Below are 16986 nucleotides of genomic sequence, written 5' to 3'. Positions count from 1 at the left end.
CCGGCCCATGGCCACCGGTACCGAGGGCCTGGTGACGGGAACCCCGGCACGAGCCGCACCCGTCGATGACGCATTCGCCGAGCTGGTCTACGCGGACCACGATCTGCTGTGCGCCGAGTTCGACGAGATCGTGGAGACCCTGTCCGGGCGTCCGCCCTCATCCGCCTCTCATCGGCGCGCGTCGGCCGGGACCACCGAACGGGAGTCCGCCGACATCGTGCATACCAGGTGCAACTGCGCCGCAGCCTTTTTCGGGATCACGATTCCGGAAAGCGCACCGGCTCAGGAACGTTCGCCACCGCTCGGCTCCTCTCCTTCCTCTCCTCACGAAAGGCGGTGATGTGCTCCTTTGCTCATGACCTCGGCAATCTACGGCCCGGGGCCGGATGACTGACTCTCCTGCGGCGGGTGCGGCACGAGCCGCACCCGCCGCTTCCGGATTCCTCCCTCACGATGCTTGAAGCGTCACCAGGTTGGCGGGTATTCAGGGCGATCAACCACACCCCACGATGTTTCATGTCTGGACACCGCAAACCCGGCGCGAGCCGGGGACGCAAAGTCAGGGACCTCCCGGGAGAGCAGCGGGAGGTAGCCCGATTACCGAAGGACTGATGCATGAAACGCCGCTACGTCGCGCTCGCCCTCACCGCCGCCCTCGTCGTTCCGGGTGCCGCCGTGACCGCAGCATCGGCCTCGGCCCGGTCCGGGACTTCCGCCGTGCAGTCGGATCGCAGTGACGCCCCGGGGCAGAACCGGGGCACGAAGAACGACAGCAAGCCCGGGAAACCCGCCAAGAAGGGCAAGACGGTCGTCTACGACGGGACGATCAGCGCGGTCGACGCTGAGGCGAAGACGTTCACCGTCAAGGTGCGCGGCGGACGGGACAAGAAGCTGCGCACCACCGGTCTCACGCTGGCCTTTCCCGACGGCGTCAGAGTCATCCGCAACGGCAGGAGTGCGGAGCCGGCCGATCTGCAGGTCGGTGACCGGGTGAACGTCCAGACCAGGCAGACGGCCAAGGTCGTCACCGTCGTCCGGGTGACGGCCAAGGGCAAGAAGGTCGCCCCCACGCCGAGCCCCAGTGAGACAGTCGCCCCGGAACCGAGCGCGACCACCACCCCTGAGCCGGGTGACGACGCCGATGACGACTCGGCCGACCCGGACCACGACTCGATTCCGGCGCCTTCCCCCACGGCCTGATCACGAGCGCCTACCACCCCGTCCAGGGTCACCGATGCCGTAGAGGACTGTGCCCGGGATGGCAGCACTCACCGGGCATCCCGTTGTCACGAGGTAGGGGGCCGCACTGCCCCCCGACCCACGGCGTGTGAGCGCGGAACCAAAACAAGGAAGGATCGTGACCGTGGTCACGATCCTTCCTGGAGTGGTGTTTCCTGCCCTGGTTCGGCGAGGTCTGCTGCCACAGAGGCACTTCAATCCCTGGATCAGAAGCTCTTTCGAGTCTCTGACCAGGTGAAACATGGTCGGGCTGACAGGATTTGAACCTGCGACCCCCTGACCCCCAGCCATAGGCCAGCAGTCGATGAGCGACTCTGGCGTCGCCGCAAGGCCGGTTTCGGCCGCTTCATAACGAGGACGGCCGGGGTGGTTGCTGTACTCCACTGCTGTGCCCCGTCACTTGTAACGGCGGTCCCTCGCTTCATCGCAGGGTGGTTCCTCCGTGGCTACCCGCGCCGGGCAGCGCCTATAACGGGCAGGATCAGGCGGAGAGTCGTGGGCACCCCGCAGCCCCACGCAAGACAGAATTCCATTCTTTGGCCGAACCAGTCCCAGCCAAAGACGAGTTACACCAGTCGTTGCACGTCGCAGAACCACCGCCCCATGGCCCCTACTCCCAGTTCCTTTGAAGCGCCCTCCATTTTGCCATCGCACTGATACTCACCGCGGTACGCTTCTCTTCAAAACCTGTCAGCGGGGAGCAGAATGATCGCGCGGAAAAAGTTGCACGTCTCAGTCGAGCTCCCTCACCGCACACATAGCGCGGAGACCCCCAATGAATAGTGAAACCATTGGATGGATTCTCCATGTCAGCACCGCAGTCATTTTCATTTCCCTAACCTGGTCCACTCCAGGTAAAGAAACATCCGTTGGCGAACGCCTCATATTCCGGCGCGTTTCGGAGAAACAGGAAAAGAGGGCTGCGGAAATCTTGAAGGAGTGCGATCGACGCGGCATAACCTGGCCGAAGAATGCATCACTTGCATTTCAGAAGCAGTTGCCCTGGAGTCACACCTTCTCTCGTTATGATGTCTTTGTATTCATACTAGTAATGGGCGCGATCCTTGCTCTTTACTTCGCCATGCAACTCATGGGGGAAATGAAAGCCGAACGCGAACAGGACCAATGGATCGTGGACCTTGTGGGCGTCTTCTTTGCGCTCTTTCTAGTTACCAGCCTAAGGAACGCAAGCAGTCTGGTCAGGGGGCGCAAGCGAACCCCAGGCGCCACCGTTGATGCTATTGCAAGTGTCCTTGAAGAGGGGCTGCGGGACCGAGCCTACGAATTCCACTCGGAACCTTGGAGCATGGCGGCCCGACTGCGCTACCTGAGCCGCACCCAACAGCGGCAGCGATACCTACCGCGCTTACGGCCCATGGCTCCGACCATTCGGGCATGGAAAACTCTTTTGGAATCCGGCGAACAGTCAGGGAAGCAGCAGATTGTCCGGAATACTATTCGCTTCTACGAGCACTATATCGATGGAGACGCAGACTCAATCATAAAGGAGTTCGGTGTCACCGAAAAAGTGCACAGTCGGGCTTGGCGCAAAATTCAATATCCTATTGAGTTCTGCATCTTTATAGTTGTCATCGGCGGAGTTGTAGTCATGCTACACAGGCAAGGCATATCCGACCTAATTGTTCTAGTACTAATCGTCGTACTCACCTGGACCTGGGGACGTCGTTTAGGTATACCTATTGCCGAAATTATTTCCAAGCTTCGCTCCTAAGTGAGGGAGTTGCTAGTATGACTTTTCTTGCCTCGTTACTGCCGGGCGTCAGAGAACTGAGAACGCCATTGACCTGCGGCTATATTCTATTATGCTCTGCGTGGGTAACTACCACTTTCGGACCGCTGAGTCTTAACTTTAGTAAACTCCGAATTTTTGCCGAGCATCTGCATGCTTCATGGCCCGCGCCCATCATTCTGGGTGCTGCGTCGCTATCCGCATATCTTCTTGGCGTCATCTTTACGAACATCTGCGATAGCGTTTCGCGCCTTGTCCTCTCAACTGCTCGCGCCTACATGCGGCCTCTTAGATTCTTGTTTCTCAAGTTCACAACCGATCAAGCCTTAGAGACTGATGATCTGGACACTAAGGATTACAGGATCGCCTTGTACGACGAGTTGATTCGCGAATCATTCTCTGGCGACTCCTTCCTAACACGCAAGCGCGCACGCATTGACTTTATCCATGAGTTTGTGACCGAGGTAAGGTTTGGTCACAGCTCTGACAAGTCGCGAGCCGATCAGGGCCAAGATTTCTCAAAACCTGAGCGAAAGGCTTTTTACTCTTGGCTGCTAGAGATGGATCGGATCCTTGCTTCGGAACTGAAGGCGCTGCCTGCCAAATTAGCTATCGAAGCCACCCCTGCCTACGAACGGTGGGACCGCCTACAAGCGGAGTCAGATTTTCGCCGATATTGCGGTTTTGCCATCGCAGTGCTCTGGGCGAGTCTCACTGCGGCCCAAGTGCTGCCGTCTGCAACCCTTCTGATTGCTCTAATCGTCACCGTAATAATGGTCGTAGATTCTGTACGCAAGATTGACGCGGCAGAGATGCAACTCCTTCAAGTTATCGCTTCCGGAAAAGTCACGAGCCATCGCCTAGAACACATGCGCAGTCTGGCTAGCGCTCGCCCGACCACACAGATCAGAGAGGATGAAGAGAGCATCAGCACTACAAGACTGAATGGGCACGCCTGAATAGAGAATTTCAATTCCGAAGGAGAGTAACTTTCATTGCCCGCAGGGAAGTTTATCAAGAGCTACGTTCTTTTACGAACAATGACACGCACTAGAATCGCGGAATATTTGATCCATCAGGAAGAATTGTGATTTGACTGCCTTCATACGCGTTCCAATTACGATGACCAAGCCTGTGTTCATACTCCAGTCGGCCGACAAGTTTTTTCGATTTCGCAGCAATGACGATCGCTATCACTGGCGAGATTGCGAGCAAACCGAGGATGAAGCACAATATTGTGACGAAGCCCGGCACTAGCGTTCCGGGAAGTGACGCGACTGCAAGGGACTGAGACGCGCGGGAGCCGGAATTATGCTTAGCTAGTCGCCCTGCTTGTTCCTGTGACGGCGCCTGCGCTGCGGCTGCAATCTCGCTGGTCAAGGCAAGGTCCATCAGTAGTTTCCAGCGAGCATGAACATGCTGCAAGAATCCTCATCCCGCTAAGTCTCCGCCCGTTACGGTTTCGAGCACGTTATCCGACTACCGTCAAGTAGTCTCGTAAATGGTCCTTATGTCACCAACGATGCGAGCGAGAAAACGAAGAACCTATGTCCGAATCGTAAGGACAAGACGTCCCGGTCCCGGTCAGCAGCTTTGCCCCTCTGCACGCACGATCTAAATACGTCTACGGGCCCCGCGCGACGCAACGATTCATTGCAGGTGTATCGCGGTCATCCCCAGCATCTAACAGTTGCGATGTTCACATAGCCGCACTGGCCGAAAGTAGGTGCACAGTCTCCGGTTGTGCCCCTAGAAGGACACAACCGGAGCTCTGCCGCGACGGTCCAGCGGAGGGATACAGACGCGTCACGTTGGTGGCCCCCACGGTCCGAGGTTCCCCGTCACTCGGACGGTGGGGGCGGTTTACGGGCGGGAAGTCGGCCTGGTCCCCGTCGTGCCGACTCCCCGCCTGTCCCCTGGCGCTGCCTGCCCGTGACAGCGCCTCCCCTGTCTCCCGCAGGGCAGCCGGCATCCCGTGCCGGGGGCGGGCGGGGTGCGCCTTGCTGACGTGAGGCGCGGGGCTTGGTGAATCCGTTCCCGGCCGGCGGCTACCTGGTAGATCACTTCTGGATCACCTGGGCCCTTCATCGGTCGGTTGGTGTTGTCAGCAACCTTCGTCCTGGCGTGTCCCGGGTGTCACGGTCCCGCTGAGGCACCCTCGAATCGGGACGTTTCTACCGGGACGTTCCCGTTTGGGAAAACCCGCGCGGATATTAGACTTTAGGGATGACCGAATCGGGGATCGGGGCGGTACGGCGTTCGCTGGCGCGGCAACTGCGGGAAGCTCGTCTGAAGTCGGGGGTGACGTACCAGCACATGAAAGACGCTCGCCTTGCCGCCAAATCGTCCTGGGCCCGGTACGAGAACGGGCAGGTTCGCCCAAGCGTCGCCACGGTTCGGTATGCGTGCGAGGTGTTCAAGGTGCCGCCGGAGAAGCGGGATCTACTTGTGTCGCTGGCGGAGCAGGCAGACGAGCCGACATGGTGGGAGCAGAAGGGGCGAGGACTGCCGACGACCCCGGGATTCGTCATGTACCTGGAGATGGAATCCTTCGCGTCCCAGATCCAGGTCTTCTCCCCGTTGGCGGTGCCGGGCCTGATCCAGTCCCCTGGCTACCAGCACGAGCAGTTCGCCGTGACTCCTGGCCTGACGACCTCTACTGCGGCCCGGTTGGCAGAGGTACGCACGACGCGTCAGACCGAGACCATCGGCCGGGCCCGGCTGTCGTTCATCATCGGGGAAGAAGTGCTGTCGCGTCAGGTCGGGGGCACCGACGGGATGCGGGAACAGGTCGAGTTCATGCGCGCCCTGGCCGAGCGGGACGACGTGGAGATTCGGGTGCTGCCCTTCACCTCTGGCGCGCATCCAGGCGGGCGGGGTGAGTTCAATCTGCTCACGTTCCCGGACGGCTCTGACGAGCCGCCGCTCGTCTACGTTGAGGGGTACCTCTCGGGTCAGTACAGCTCTGACCCGGAGGTAGTCGCGGACCTAGCTGACAGGTTCGCGGTGCTCCACGGCAGTGCAGTCCCCATGAAGGAGTTCCTGACATGAGCGATACGCCCTGGATCAAGGCGCAAGCCAGCACCGACACCGGTAGCTGCGTAGAGATGCGTCAGCACAACGGGCAGATCGAAGTACGCGACACCAAGGCCCACGGCACCGGCCCGACCCTGACGTTCACCAAGGCTGAGTTCTCGGCCTGGCTGGACGGAGCCACGAAGGGCGAGTTCAACCACCTGGCCGACTGAGGCCGGCCGATCCTCACCAGGCAGAACGAACCGGCCCCGGCTCAAGGTAGGAGCCGGGGCCGGTTCTCCGCGCAAGTGGCAACCGTACGCCCGATCAGTGCCGCAGGACGTCCGTGGCTTCCTGCGGCGTTAGATCCCAGTTGTTGTGGGTCTCGCTCCACTGGTCCAGGACATCGGCCAGGGCCGCAACGGACGCGCCCGGATATCCCGCCGCATCGAGCTCTGAGGCCGCGACCGTGAGATCAGGCGACCAGCGCCAGGCAATCGCCGCCATCTCGGCCACGTAGTCCGGTTCGCTGAGGTAGCTACCGCTGCGCTGCTGCGCCAGGGCGAGCAGTTCGTCTCTGACGCCCTGAGTTTGGTCACAGCCGTTCGGTTTCTCTCGACGCACCTCGCTGACCTGCAGCGAGGTCGAGCGATGTGGCCAATCCCAGGCACTAAGTAACTGCCCAATGCGGCCTCAGGCGGCATCCGTTTTGGCAATCGTTCTCAAGTCTGCTTGAAGTCCATTGTTTTGCAACAGCTTTCGATCCATCGCAAGTGGGTCAGAAGTACAAGTGACGTCCATGATGCTCGGCCGCGTCGTGGCCAGCCGGCCAGGCAAGCGGTCGGCGCGGCGTGAGTACCGGCGTGAACGTCCAGGTCCTGGCCGATCCTGCGGGTCGGCTGATCTGGGCCTCACCGGCCCTGCCCGGAGCCCGGCTCGACGCCGGCGCGGCCGCCGAGCCCGGCATCGGGAAAGCCCTGGGCGCTGCGGGCGTGACCGCGTTCGCCGACAGCGCATATCACGGAGCCGGGCCAACGATCCGTGCACCTCACCGCAGACTTCGACGAGATCCGAACACTCACCTGTTCACCCGCCGAGAGCTCTCAGCAGGTCAAAGAGCTGCCAACCAGGCACATTCAGCAGTACGAGCGCCCGGTGAACGGGCCAACGCCCAGCTCAAGACCTGGCGCGTCCTGCGCAAGATCCGCTCCAGCCCCTCAGCCGCGAGCATCCTGGTGAACGCCGTTCAAACCATGATCCTCAACTCATGAGAGGTTGACAAAGGCTCAGTCAAGCTCAGTCGACAGTGAACTAGACGACATACTGACCCACACGATTCGGACATAGAGTGCTTTTGGCACTGCGAGAAGTCAAAGTCCGTCCGCAAGCGAAACGAGCTGCCGTGCGCCTTAAATCAAGACATCAAATGACAGTCGGCCTATTCGTCGCCCTCTTGGCAATAATGCTTGGCGGTATTGGTGGCGCCCAGGCTGATGTCATAGCTCCGGTCGGCGGAGGAAACCTCGGCTCTCTGGACCTGGTGAAGCCGAATGAAGGTATGGCGTCGGATGAAGTGGATACATCCCCCAAGATGTGCACCCAGATTTCAGAAGGGGCGAACGTAGAGTCCGACGAGCCCACGACGGCTTGCATGGCGATGGCGCCGCTGGAAAATGAATCCGGAATCCAAGCGCGGGCCATGGCTGATGACGACGAAGTCGTGGGTTCCTGTTCGCTGGTTCCCGGCTCATGGACCTATCAGCGGATGAGCTATTGTCTCGGTGGATCGCAGATCACTTATACTGAATACAATCGAAACAATCCCAGTCAAATTCTCGGTTCGGCCATCCTCGAGGTTTCGAGCAGTGGCACTCTCTCGTCCCGAAGTGGTCGCTGGGAGGAGGTAGTGACGGTCAAACTGGCGAGCGTCAAGGACCAGGTGACGAGCTTGGCAGTGGCGTTCAAGGCGTCATGCAGTACCGGATGTACCGCTGCCACCCCCAATCCCTGGGCCGGCTCGCGACTCTTGTCCGTTGGGCAGTCTGTCTCCGGATCGGTGTTCTTCGAAGATACTCCTGCCTCTGGCGGAATCAGCACTGTGACAACGAGTTATGTCGCGACCGTGACCCAGCCTGGTACCACCCCACTGAACCCGGATGTCTCGTGGACAAACCCCCGAGATATTCGCTGTGACACAACCTTTGCGAAAAATACGAGCACTGGTTGCGCCATTCCTTCGGTACGGGCCAGCCTGAAGCTCTCCTTGGCCAAGTACGGTGCCGCCGCGGCTCTCTACGGATTCGCCCAACAGCAGTTCACCCAACACTGGGGCGCGACCGACAGTCCTCTGATGCGGGAAGCGAATGAGGCAGTCCATAAGCAGCATCGGAATGACACATGCGAAGGTGGGGCTTCGCGGCCCTTCACATACTTGCTGGCCAATGTCCCCGACGATTCTTGCGACGAGTATCCTTTCGCGGCCACTCATGAAGGCGGTTCCAACGGCGGACTGTGCGCAGACATCGTTCCACTGCTCCAAAATGGCACCTGGCGGTTCTACCAGGACCCTAATGCGCCTGCTGTCACTTTCAACGAACCATGCGTTCGCGGCCACGTCCCCGAAACGTTGAACGAGGCGGCCGGTGGCGCCCTCGGAAACAACTCGCTGAATCAGCGCGTTCTTGACCTCGAGAAGTTCACCGTCGCGATCGTTGCCTGAAGTCGGTTCGACGTTCGGGGCGCGACTCGTTATCATTCGAGGCGCGCCCCTCAACTTGTCATGGAGGAAGAGTGAATGAAACAGGAACCCATCCGTGGAGTTGGGCACTGGGCGGTCGCTACCCAGGATTTTCCCTGACTTTCACTCACGGAATTTCCGTGGCCGATCTTCTTGCTCGTTACTCAATTGATCCCGAATCCGTCCAGGAACTCGACTTCTCTCGCGCCCAAACCCTATTGCATCCGGGTCCGGAAGAGGCGATCCTTCGGGTCGGTGAATTGCAGGGCTGGGCTTTCGGGTTTGAGAACCTTGGTTTCGAGGGTTCGGCACCGTCCCGGCTGCATGCCTTGTCACGGGACACAGAAACTCTGCTGTTGGTCAAGGGGCACTCTGCTCCCGACAAATTTGCTCACTGGGTGAACTCGGAGCCGAGGGAAATTTTTTCGCCCGGTAACGAATACACTCTCAGAGCGGTTGACTCGCATCCGTTCTGGGATGCGACGGAGGCTCTTGGTCTGGCCGTGCCTCCGGTCGAGGGCCTCTTGGCTGCGATGCAGGTAGTGGGTGAACACGTCGGCTTTGCTCTGAGCGAGGAGACAGAGCGCGGAAACCTGCTTTCAGGGCTCCTGGCTCAAGCTCTTCCGCCTCTCCCCTCACCGGTGCCCCAACCGCCACGGGTTCATCCGCAGCCCCAAGCGCGCGGGCTTGGGCCACATCTAGGTGACTTGCGGCAGCCCTAGATCGGCCCCGGAACCAGGACGCCCCATTGGCAGGGCGCCCTACTCGTTATTCGCGTAGCGATCCCAGAAAAATGCCGGTCGGAACTAAGACGATCAGCAACTGATAGTAGCCATTACCTCGCTGACGTTGCTCGGAGGCGATCTTCGTGGCCGTGAAGTCTACGGTTGCGAGCAGTATCTTCTTCGCCTCACTGTCGTCCTCCACTTTCGTCACCAGCTCGGCGTCCGCCGCAAGATCCTCACGCAGCCTATCCAGACCTAAGTTTGGTCACAGCCGTTCGGTTTCTCTCGACGCACCTCGCTGACCTGCAGCGAGGTCGAGCGATGTGGCCAATCCCAGGCACTAAGTAACTGCCCAATGCGGCCTCAGGCGGCATCCGTTTTGGCAATCGTTCTCAAGTCTGCTTGAAGTCCATTGTTTTGCAACAGCTTTCGATCCATCGCAAGTGGGTCAGAAGTACAAGTGACGTCCATGATGCTCGGCCGCGTCGTGGCCAGCCGGCCAGGCAAGCGGTCGGCGCGGCGTGAGCACGGACCGACCTGTGCTTTTGCCCGGTTTCCGGTCCTCCGCCAGCTCTGGATCTCAGGCACTAAGCGAATGACCGAACTCAGGACTGAGGCCGGCCGATCCCCACCAGGCAGAACGAACCGGCCCCGGCTCAAGGTAGGAGCCGGGGCCGGTTCTCTGCGCAGGTGGCAACCGTACGCCCGATCAGTGGCGCAGAACGTCCGTGGCTGCCTGAGGCGTCAGGTCCCAGTTATTGCGGGTCTCGCTCCACTGATCCAGCACATCGGCCAGGGCCGCAACGGACGCGCCCGGATATCCCGCCGCGTCGAGCTCTGAGGCCGCGACCGTGAGGTCCGGCGACCAGCGCCAGGCAATCGCCGCCATCTCGGCCACGTAGTCAGGTTCGCTGAGGTAGCTACCGCTGCGCTGCTGCGCCAGGGCAAGCAGTTCGTCTCTGACACCGTGCTCGTCGCCCAGGGCGTGCGCCAGAACGGTGAGGACGCGGGCGCCCTTCTGGTAGATCGAGTAAGCCGATTTGAGGGCTGAGGCCTTACCCAGCTCAGTTCCCAGGGCCTTCACGATGACGTCGGTTCCCTCGAAGAGCGCCGCGACGGTCGCCGTTGCCTCGCTCGGGCCGGAGACGTACAGCGCGGGCTTCTTCCCGGTGCCGGGGACGGATCCGATGATCGCGCCGTCGACCACGGTGGCGCCGGGCAGCGTCTTCACGATGCCGTCGAGTTGCTGGCTCGTGACCGGGTTCGCCTCGACATACACGCGTCCGTTCACGTCGTACCGACCCACGTCGTCCGCGACCGCTTCGGCGAACATCGGCGGGCAGATGCTCAGGATGACGTTCGAGCGCTCGACCAGGCCCCGCACGTCCGCAACCGCGGTGAGGCCGGCCGCCGAAGCACGCGCCACGGTCGCTTCACTGCGGCCAGCCGAACACCAGAGCACGTCTTCGGAGTTGGTCCGGGCCTGAGCTGCGATCCCTGCGCCCATCCGGCCGGGGTGAAGAACGCCAACGGTCAGCGCTTCTGAGGACGTCACAAAGCCTCCTGCGTAACGGTTTCGAGCTATACCTAGGCCGATGCCTTGAGCACCCTGTCTACCAGTGCTGCCACCCACGGCCTGAAGTTCTGGACGCACGCCGCGCGCCTGGTGATCCGGGCCCCTGAGAAGCGGTGCGGCAAGTCCCGGCTCCTGGACATCATCGAAGCCCTGTGCTGGAACGCCCTCATTACCGTGAACGCCTCCCCGGCAGCGGTTTACCGCAGCATTGGCAGCGACGACCCGCCGACGCTCCTGATCGACGAGGCCGACACGATCTTCGGTCCGGCCGCCGCCGGAGCGAACGAAGACCTGCGAGGGCTGCTGAACGCCGGGCACCAGCGCAACCGGCCCACGATCCGTTACGACGCGTCCAAGAACAAGGTCGAGAAGATCCAGACGTTCACGATGGCCGCCATCGCCGGAATCGGTGCCATGCCCGACACGATCGAGGACCGGGCCGCGGTGATCCTGATGCGCCGACGCGGCCCTGGCGAGTCGGTCGCCCCCTACCGGGAGCGTCGCGACGGCCCGGCCCTGCGAAAGCTGGCCAACCAGCTCAACAAGTGGATCCGCTCTCACCCCGAGCTACAGCACTCCGAGCCCACCATGCCGGTCGAGGACCGTGCCGCCGACACCTGGGAATCCCTGGTGGCCATCGCCGACCTGGCCGGAGGTGAGTGGCCTGCCCGGGCTCGCGCCGCCTGTCTGGCGCTGACGGCCGAGCGGGAAGCGAACGCGGATGTGCCGCTACAGGTTCGGCTCCTGGCCGACATCCGCACCGCGTTCGAGGGTGACGACGCGCTGCCCACGGCAACGCTCCTGGCCCGCCTCAACCTCGACGAAGAAGCACCCTGGATCGACTACGGACCCCGGGGCGAGAGCCTGACCGCGACCCAGCTGGCGAAACTGCTTCGCGAGTACGGCATCCGGGTCCGCAACTTCCGCTTCGCCAACGGCAACCAGGCCAAAGGCTACGGCCGAAGCATGTTCGCCGACGCGTGGGCCCGCTACTGCCCCGAGACGCCGGCCGACGCTGAACCGGAGGTCGAGGCACAGGGCCCGCTCTGGGAGCCGTCCCCGCCGTCCCAACCGTCCCCGCCCTGGTCGGAACGTCCCCGACCGCTGCCTGAGCCGTCCCAACTGCCGTCCCACGACACCCCGGGAGCCGTCCCGACGCCGATCCGAGGCGTCGAGCTGGGACGGCTGAGCGCCACACGTGGGACGGCTCCTGGGACGGTAAACGCTGAGTCGGTCACGCCCTTGACCAGCGACGGGACGGCCGGGACGGCTGGGACGGCATCTCAGGACACGCACCCGGCCGTCTGCATCCGCTGCCGCGAACCCATGACCTATGACGACGGCACCCACACCCACCCCGCCTGCGCCTGAAACCTCACAGACGAGGAGAACACCCCGCATGAAGGCACAGCACGCCGTCATCGCCCCAAAGTGGCACACCGTGGCCGAAGTCGCCGCAATGCTCGGCTACGGCCTGACCAAAACCAAAATGCTCGTCATCACCGGCGAAATGCGATCGCTGAAAGACGGCCGGTCCCGCCGGATCCTCCCCGAGTGGGTAGACGAGTACATTGCCCGCCGCGTCGATGAAATGGAGCGTGCCGCGTGACCAGGTCCCGAGCGAACGGTGAGGGCTCGATCTTCCCCTACCGAAACGGATACGGCGCTTACGTCTGGATCACGACGCCTTCCGGGAAGCGCCAGCGCAAGTACGTCTACGGCAAGACGCGTGAGATCGTGCACGACAAGTGGATCAAATTGATGGGCGAAGCCAGCAAGGGTTCCGTCGCCCCGAAGGTTCCTAAGCTCGGCGATTACCTCAACACGTGGCTTACCGAGGTAATTGCCCCCGGGGCCGCGCCAGCAACATACGCGATCTACGAATCGCACACGCGCCTGCACATCATCCCGCACCTGGGAGAGAAGCGACTGGACAAGCTCGGTGTCCGTGACGTGCAGATCTGGATCAACAATCTCCGAAAGACCTGCCTTTGCTGCGCCAACGAGCGTGACGCAAAGCGTCCTATCCCCCGCTGCTGCGCGGCCGGTAAGTGCTGCAATGACTTCCTTTCCGATCGCAGCGTCGGGGTGTCCGTGCCGTTCTCCGGTCGGCCCTCTCGCAAGCCATGCGCGAGGAACTGCTGAGCCGCAACGTGGCCATGTCAGTTACGGTCCCTACTCGCCGCAAGAGGAAGCGGAGTTCCTGGACAAGCGACGAGGCGCGCACGTTCCTCGAAAGCGCCCGAAGCGCCCAGGACCCGATGTATGCCGTCTACGTGCTGATCCTCACGATCGGTCTCAGGAAAGGTGAGGTCCTGGGATTGCTCTGGAATGACGTTGATCTTTCCGGCGAAACATTGGCCGTCAATCATCAACTGCAGCGCGTCCACGGAAAGCTGTACCACCGCGCGACTAAGACCGAGGAATCTGAGGATTCGCTACCGCTGGTCTCTCTTGGGACCGCCGCCCTTCGCTGGCAGTACGCTGCCCAGGAACGGGCCAAGAGAGCCGCTGGCGAAGCCTGGCAACCCGGGAGCTGGGTGTTCACGACTCGGTACGGCACTCCGATCGAGCCTCGAAACTTCAGTCGCTATTTTGAGGCCCGCTGCGAGGCGGCCGGCGTCCCCCGTATCACTGTGCACGATGCCCGCCGTACGTGCGCAACACTACTTGTTGACCTAGATGTGCACCCGCGAGTCATTATGAGGATTCTACGGCACACCCAAATTTCCATGACGATGGATATCTACGCGCAAGCATCGTCCAAAGCGACCAGGGAAGCACTGCGACAACTTGGCAATGAGCTAGACCCCCCAGAGGCCCAGTTGCCTGGCGACGGACTTGAAGGACATCACTGATGATCAAATCCCACTGAATCTAATCACGTAAAAGAAGTCGAGGCCAGCGCCCCAATGAAGCAGAGCTCCGGCGTTCAGGAAACGCCGGAGCTCTGCTGACGCCTACTCTCCCGGTCGAATCCGATCTTGCATGAGGCGATCAAGCACCTGCGAAGGCAAACAACCGTTGTCCACAAGCGTGGTCTGGACATGTTGACGAATTACGTTCAACGTTCGAGAGATCGATGCGGCGGCCAGGAGATCATTCCACACGGCTGCTGTGTCTCCAGCTATCTGCCGAACAACTTCGGTAGAAGCAAGGTAGACGCTTGCGTTGGCAACAGGAGCATGTTCAGGATCCACGGTGAGTCGATCTGAAATCAAAATTGTTGGACTTCCCGCAGGGGCATGATCAACACCAAGATCTGACGCCAACTGATCCATTTGAGTGTTTGCTTGGCGAATATCCTTTAGCGGCAGAAGTCCATCCGAGTGCTCCTCGGATTTTGCCTCAATCGCCAGCCACATCGCCATATCCCAGCGCCAAGCTGAATCGCAACGACCTTGACCAGCCGGTTTGTTTGCTGCCGCTCCTAGATACTTGCCCAGGAGTGTCAAAGCCATTTCATAGGGCCCTGAATCGTCTTGATCCAAGTTGATCTTCATTTGCTCCAGATCGGCCCTTATCCGGTCCGCCCTCAGTTGCCCCGTGAGCACTGCGACAATATTGTTAACTGCGATACTGTCAGATTCCAAAATCGACATCTCGTCAGCGCCTGGAAAATCTGCCATTTCCCTGAGCCATGTGCTTCGATTCGACGCCGCTTGGGCGTCACGTACAAGTTGCCTCGCTCGGGCCCTATGTGCCTCGCCTTGGGCGCCCAGGTGAAGCCAAACACCTGCGATATACAGCAGTAAGCCTCGGTACTCTCGCGTTGCGGAGCCCCCAGCGCCAACAGCACGAGCAGCCCTTTCCAGTTCTTGGCTGGCGGCGAGCCAATCGCTATCGTGAGCGAGTTCCCAAGCCGCGACCTCGATCTTTGCCGACTCGCCAAGGGCTATAGCACCAGGTTCATCTACCTTTTTGGCATCCTCGCGAAACTCTACTACGTGGGGCTCGCCACCCTCACGCCAAGCAAGCCCATGATCGAGGAAAACTCGAACATTATCGAGAATGTCGGAAGCAACCTGGCTTTTGCTATTCTGCCAGCCAAAATCAACTTCCGCCTGAAGCTCGGGCTCAAGCGCCTTCCTGTTTTCAGTTCGTGAAAAGTACCGCGTTATATCTGATCCCAGCACGACTACCACAGCGTAGTCATTCGGCCCCCTGGTGCATCGACCAGCGCCCTGAATTATCCTAGTCCGGAGGCGCTCAGCGAGAGCAGCACTCGACTGCGCGCGCTCACTCAAGAATTTCTCTTGTAAGGTCCCTGCATCCGGTTTTCCCACTAGCACGACAACCCGGCATGAATCTCCAGGCAGGTCCATTCCGTCATAGCGATTGGCCAAGCCTAGAATCCCAGTGGGCGACTTCTTGAATTCTGCAAGTCCATTTTCTAGCACGCTTTTTCCAAGCACCGGAACATCTTCGCTTGCAAGGGTACGGGAGATTTGCTCAGTACTCTCCGAAGAAGATTGACTGAGAACCAGAGCCTTGTTCGTGACCCCTACGATTTCCTTGGTTAAGGCTACGGCATCACCATCGGCAGCAAGATCCGGGAAAACAAATAGACGCCGTCCTGAGCGTGGAGGCGTTTTGGATGGCAAAGGCATTCTCACGATTTCAGATCGACCAAACGCGCGCTCAAGTTCTCCCCCCGCGCCTAACGTGGCTGAGAGGTAGACTCGCTGCGTCGCACTAGCAAAAACAGTATTTGCAAACGTCGGGGGAATCATGGGTCGAATTTGTATTCCCCCGTATGATAGATAAACCGCGCATGCAGCCAACCCTGTTCGAATCATAGCCAGCTGAAACTTGAATGGCTCAGCAAGTCGCGCCAGCGCAGCATCTAGATTGCTCAGCGCTTCTGGGTTAACAGCGGGAAGAATCATGCGCACCTGATGATGCGCCCCTGGATCGGGTAGACCTTGGAAACGCTGTATTTGCAGGCCCGACAAGAAGGGGCGTAGAGATTCAAGTATAGCTAGGTAGGCCTCTTCGGATTCATATCGGCGAATATTGACACCGTATTGCTCTCCCACAAATTGCTCACCGGCGTGCGCATCGTCAAGAACGATGAGGTGAGGTTGCGGCAATTTCGGGCTACTGTTGAATATGGAACTATAGTTCGTAATTCCGATTGCTTCACCGCTATCGACATTGCTCTGGTGAGTTGTGTCCCAGTTGTGATGGCTTCCGATGAGCAGATGCGCTGAAATTCCCTCCGCTTCTGCCGTAAACGCGACCTGGCGGGCAAGTTGTTTAGTCGGAGTCGCATAAAGTACTGGCCCCTTAGCCTGGCGCCGGACCCATTCAGCGATTAAGAGGCCGGGGAGTGTTTTTCCGGTGCCAGTCGGGAGCTCGAGCGCAAGATCAGATATGCCCTCATGCTCCTTGGCGTAAGCTCGCAGCACATCTCCTTGATGGATCCACAAGGAGCTGACAGCGTCGCTCGTCCGAGGTAAGGCCCCACGCGAGTACAGCTCTTCAGGCGTCTCAAATTGCTGTTGGGCCTTCTTGGGCTTGCCTACGAATGCCACGAAACAGTCCCCTCTGTCGCGATCGTCACCCGACAGCACCACGACGGGCGTAAGACCTCATTGGCAGTAGTCGCCGCAATCTTAGGTGGCCTGCTGCTGTTCCGCTCCAACCTCGCCTCCACGTGCCACAGAGCGGCTCATGCAGGCAAGAGCTAGGCCTCCGTCAAGGTGGGCGCGAGCAACCGTTGCTGTACTAGGTTGCTGTACTTCCGAGATTGGAACGCTCAGCCCGGGCGAAGCGCCAGAAACAAATAATGGCTCTGACCAGCATTTCTGCTGGTCAGAGCCATTATTCGCGGCGAACCGCGTCTGTCGGGCTGACAGGATTTGAACCTGCGACCCCCTGACCCCCAGTCAGGTGCGCTACCAAGCTGCGCTACAGCCCGCCCTCAGTTCCGGTTTCCCGC

General features: G+C 60.4%; 13 protein-coding genes, 1 tRNA gene, 1 pseudogene and 1 riboswitch. Of the genes and pseudogenes, 11 read left to right on the top strand and 4 right to left on the bottom strand.

Annotated features, from left to right (window positions below; genetic code table 11):
- The first annotated feature begins 7 nt into the window (after positions 1 to 7).
- From J2S57_RS20745 to J2S57_RS20720, 6 genes are all read left to right on the top strand, one after another.
- Positions 8 to 340: a hypothetical protein gene (locus J2S57_RS20745; RefSeq protein WP_307245525.1), complete on the top strand. Its 333-nt coding sequence runs from the start codon at positions 8 to 10 to the stop codon at positions 338 to 340.
- 178 nt (positions 341 to 518) lie between these two features.
- Positions 519 to 605: riboswitch (cyclic di-GMP riboswitch) on the top strand.
- A 10-nt stretch (positions 606 to 615) separates the two neighbouring features.
- Complete coding sequence (locus tag J2S57_RS20740) at positions 616 to 1200, top strand: hypothetical protein (RefSeq protein WP_307245523.1); 585 nt, start codon at positions 616 to 618, stop codon at positions 1198 to 1200.
- Positions 1201 to 2014: 814 nt separating this feature from the next.
- Positions 2015 to 2971 carry a hypothetical protein gene (locus J2S57_RS20735; protein ID WP_307245521.1) on the top strand — a complete coding sequence of 319 codons (957 nt, stop codon included), beginning with the start codon at positions 2015 to 2017 and terminating at the stop codon, positions 2969 to 2971.
- A 17-nt stretch (positions 2972 to 2988) separates the two neighbouring features.
- Positions 2989 to 3948: a hypothetical protein gene (locus J2S57_RS20730; RefSeq protein WP_307245519.1), complete on the top strand. Its 960-nt coding sequence runs from the start codon at positions 2989 to 2991 to the stop codon at positions 3946 to 3948.
- Between the two features lie 1267 nt (positions 3949 to 5215).
- Positions 5216 to 6040, top strand: a complete 825-nt coding sequence (locus tag J2S57_RS20725) for a helix-turn-helix domain-containing protein (protein ID WP_307245517.1) — start codon at positions 5216 to 5218, stop codon at positions 6038 to 6040.
- Positions 6037 to 6237: a DUF397 domain-containing protein gene (locus J2S57_RS20720; RefSeq protein ID WP_307245514.1), complete on the top strand. Its 201-nt coding sequence runs from the start codon at positions 6037 to 6039 to the stop codon at positions 6235 to 6237. Before J2S57_RS20725 ends, J2S57_RS20720 begins: the two co-directional genes overlap by 4 nt.
- Before the next feature lie 94 nt (positions 6238 to 6331).
- Here J2S57_RS20720 and J2S57_RS20715 read toward each other — a convergent pair whose 3' ends face one another.
- Entirely contained in the window at positions 6332 to 6628 is a 297-nt protein-coding gene (locus tag J2S57_RS20715; protein ID WP_307245512.1) for a DUF1932 domain-containing protein, read from the bottom strand.
- A gap of 239 nt (positions 6629 to 6867) precedes the next feature.
- Between J2S57_RS20715 and J2S57_RS20710 the strand changes: the two genes are divergently transcribed.
- Together J2S57_RS20710 and J2S57_RS20705 are read left to right on the top strand one after the other, a co-directional pair.
- Positions 6868 to 7275 carry a transposase family protein gene (locus J2S57_RS20710; RefSeq protein ID WP_307245510.1) on the top strand — a complete coding sequence of 136 codons (408 nt, stop codon included), beginning with the start codon at positions 6868 to 6870 and terminating at the stop codon, positions 7273 to 7275.
- Positions 7276 to 7352: 77 nt separating this feature from the next.
- Entirely contained in the window at positions 7353 to 8723 is a 1371-nt protein-coding gene (locus J2S57_RS20705) for a NucA/NucB deoxyribonuclease domain-containing protein (RefSeq protein WP_307245507.1), read from the top strand.
- A 1452-nt stretch (positions 8724 to 10175) separates the two neighbouring features.
- Here the strand turns inward: J2S57_RS20705 and J2S57_RS20700 are convergent.
- Complete coding sequence (locus J2S57_RS20700; RefSeq protein ID WP_307245505.1) at positions 10176 to 11021, bottom strand: NAD(P)-dependent oxidoreductase; 846 nt, start codon at positions 11019 to 11021, stop codon at positions 10176 to 10178.
- Positions 11022 to 11066: 45 nt separating this feature from the next.
- Here J2S57_RS20700 and J2S57_RS20695 point away from each other — a divergent pair, with 45 nt between their 5' ends.
- The 3 genes and pseudogenes from J2S57_RS20695 to J2S57_RS35390 all read left to right on the top strand — a co-directional run bounded on the left by J2S57_RS20695 (position 11067) and on the right by J2S57_RS35390 (position 13900).
- Positions 11067 to 12413 carry a DUF3631 domain-containing protein gene (locus tag J2S57_RS20695; RefSeq protein ID WP_307245503.1) on the top strand — a complete coding sequence of 449 codons (1347 nt, stop codon included), beginning with the start codon at positions 11067 to 11069 and terminating at the stop codon, positions 12411 to 12413.
- Positions 12414 to 12441: 28 nt separating this feature from the next.
- Complete coding sequence (locus tag J2S57_RS20690; protein WP_307245501.1) at positions 12442 to 12651, top strand: excisionase family DNA-binding protein; 210 nt, start codon at positions 12442 to 12444, stop codon at positions 12649 to 12651.
- A pseudogene (locus tag J2S57_RS35390) lies at positions 12648 to 13900 on the top strand (tyrosine-type recombinase/integrase). Before J2S57_RS20690 ends, J2S57_RS35390 begins: the two are co-directional and overlap by 4 nt.
- A gap of 102 nt (positions 13901 to 14002) precedes the next feature.
- Here the strand turns inward: J2S57_RS35390 and J2S57_RS20675 are convergent.
- Together J2S57_RS20675 and J2S57_RS20670 are read right to left on the bottom strand one after the other, a co-directional pair.
- Positions 14003 to 16579 (bottom strand): DEAD/DEAH box helicase, encoded by a 2577-nt coding sequence (locus J2S57_RS20675; RefSeq protein WP_307245495.1) that lies wholly within the window; start codon positions 16577 to 16579, stop codon positions 14003 to 14005.
- A gap of 312 nt (positions 16580 to 16891) precedes the next feature.
- Positions 16892 to 16965, bottom strand: a tRNA-Pro gene (locus J2S57_RS20670).
- Positions 16966 to 16986 lie beyond the last annotated feature (21 nt).

The sequence above is a fragment of the Kineosporia succinea genome (genome assembly GCF_030811555.1).
Lineage (GTDB): Bacteria > Actinomycetota > Actinomycetes > Actinomycetales > Kineosporiaceae > Kineosporia > Kineosporia succinea.
The sequence above is the reverse complement of the archived record's forward strand: the minus strand, read 5'-3'. Positions and strand labels throughout refer to the sequence as shown.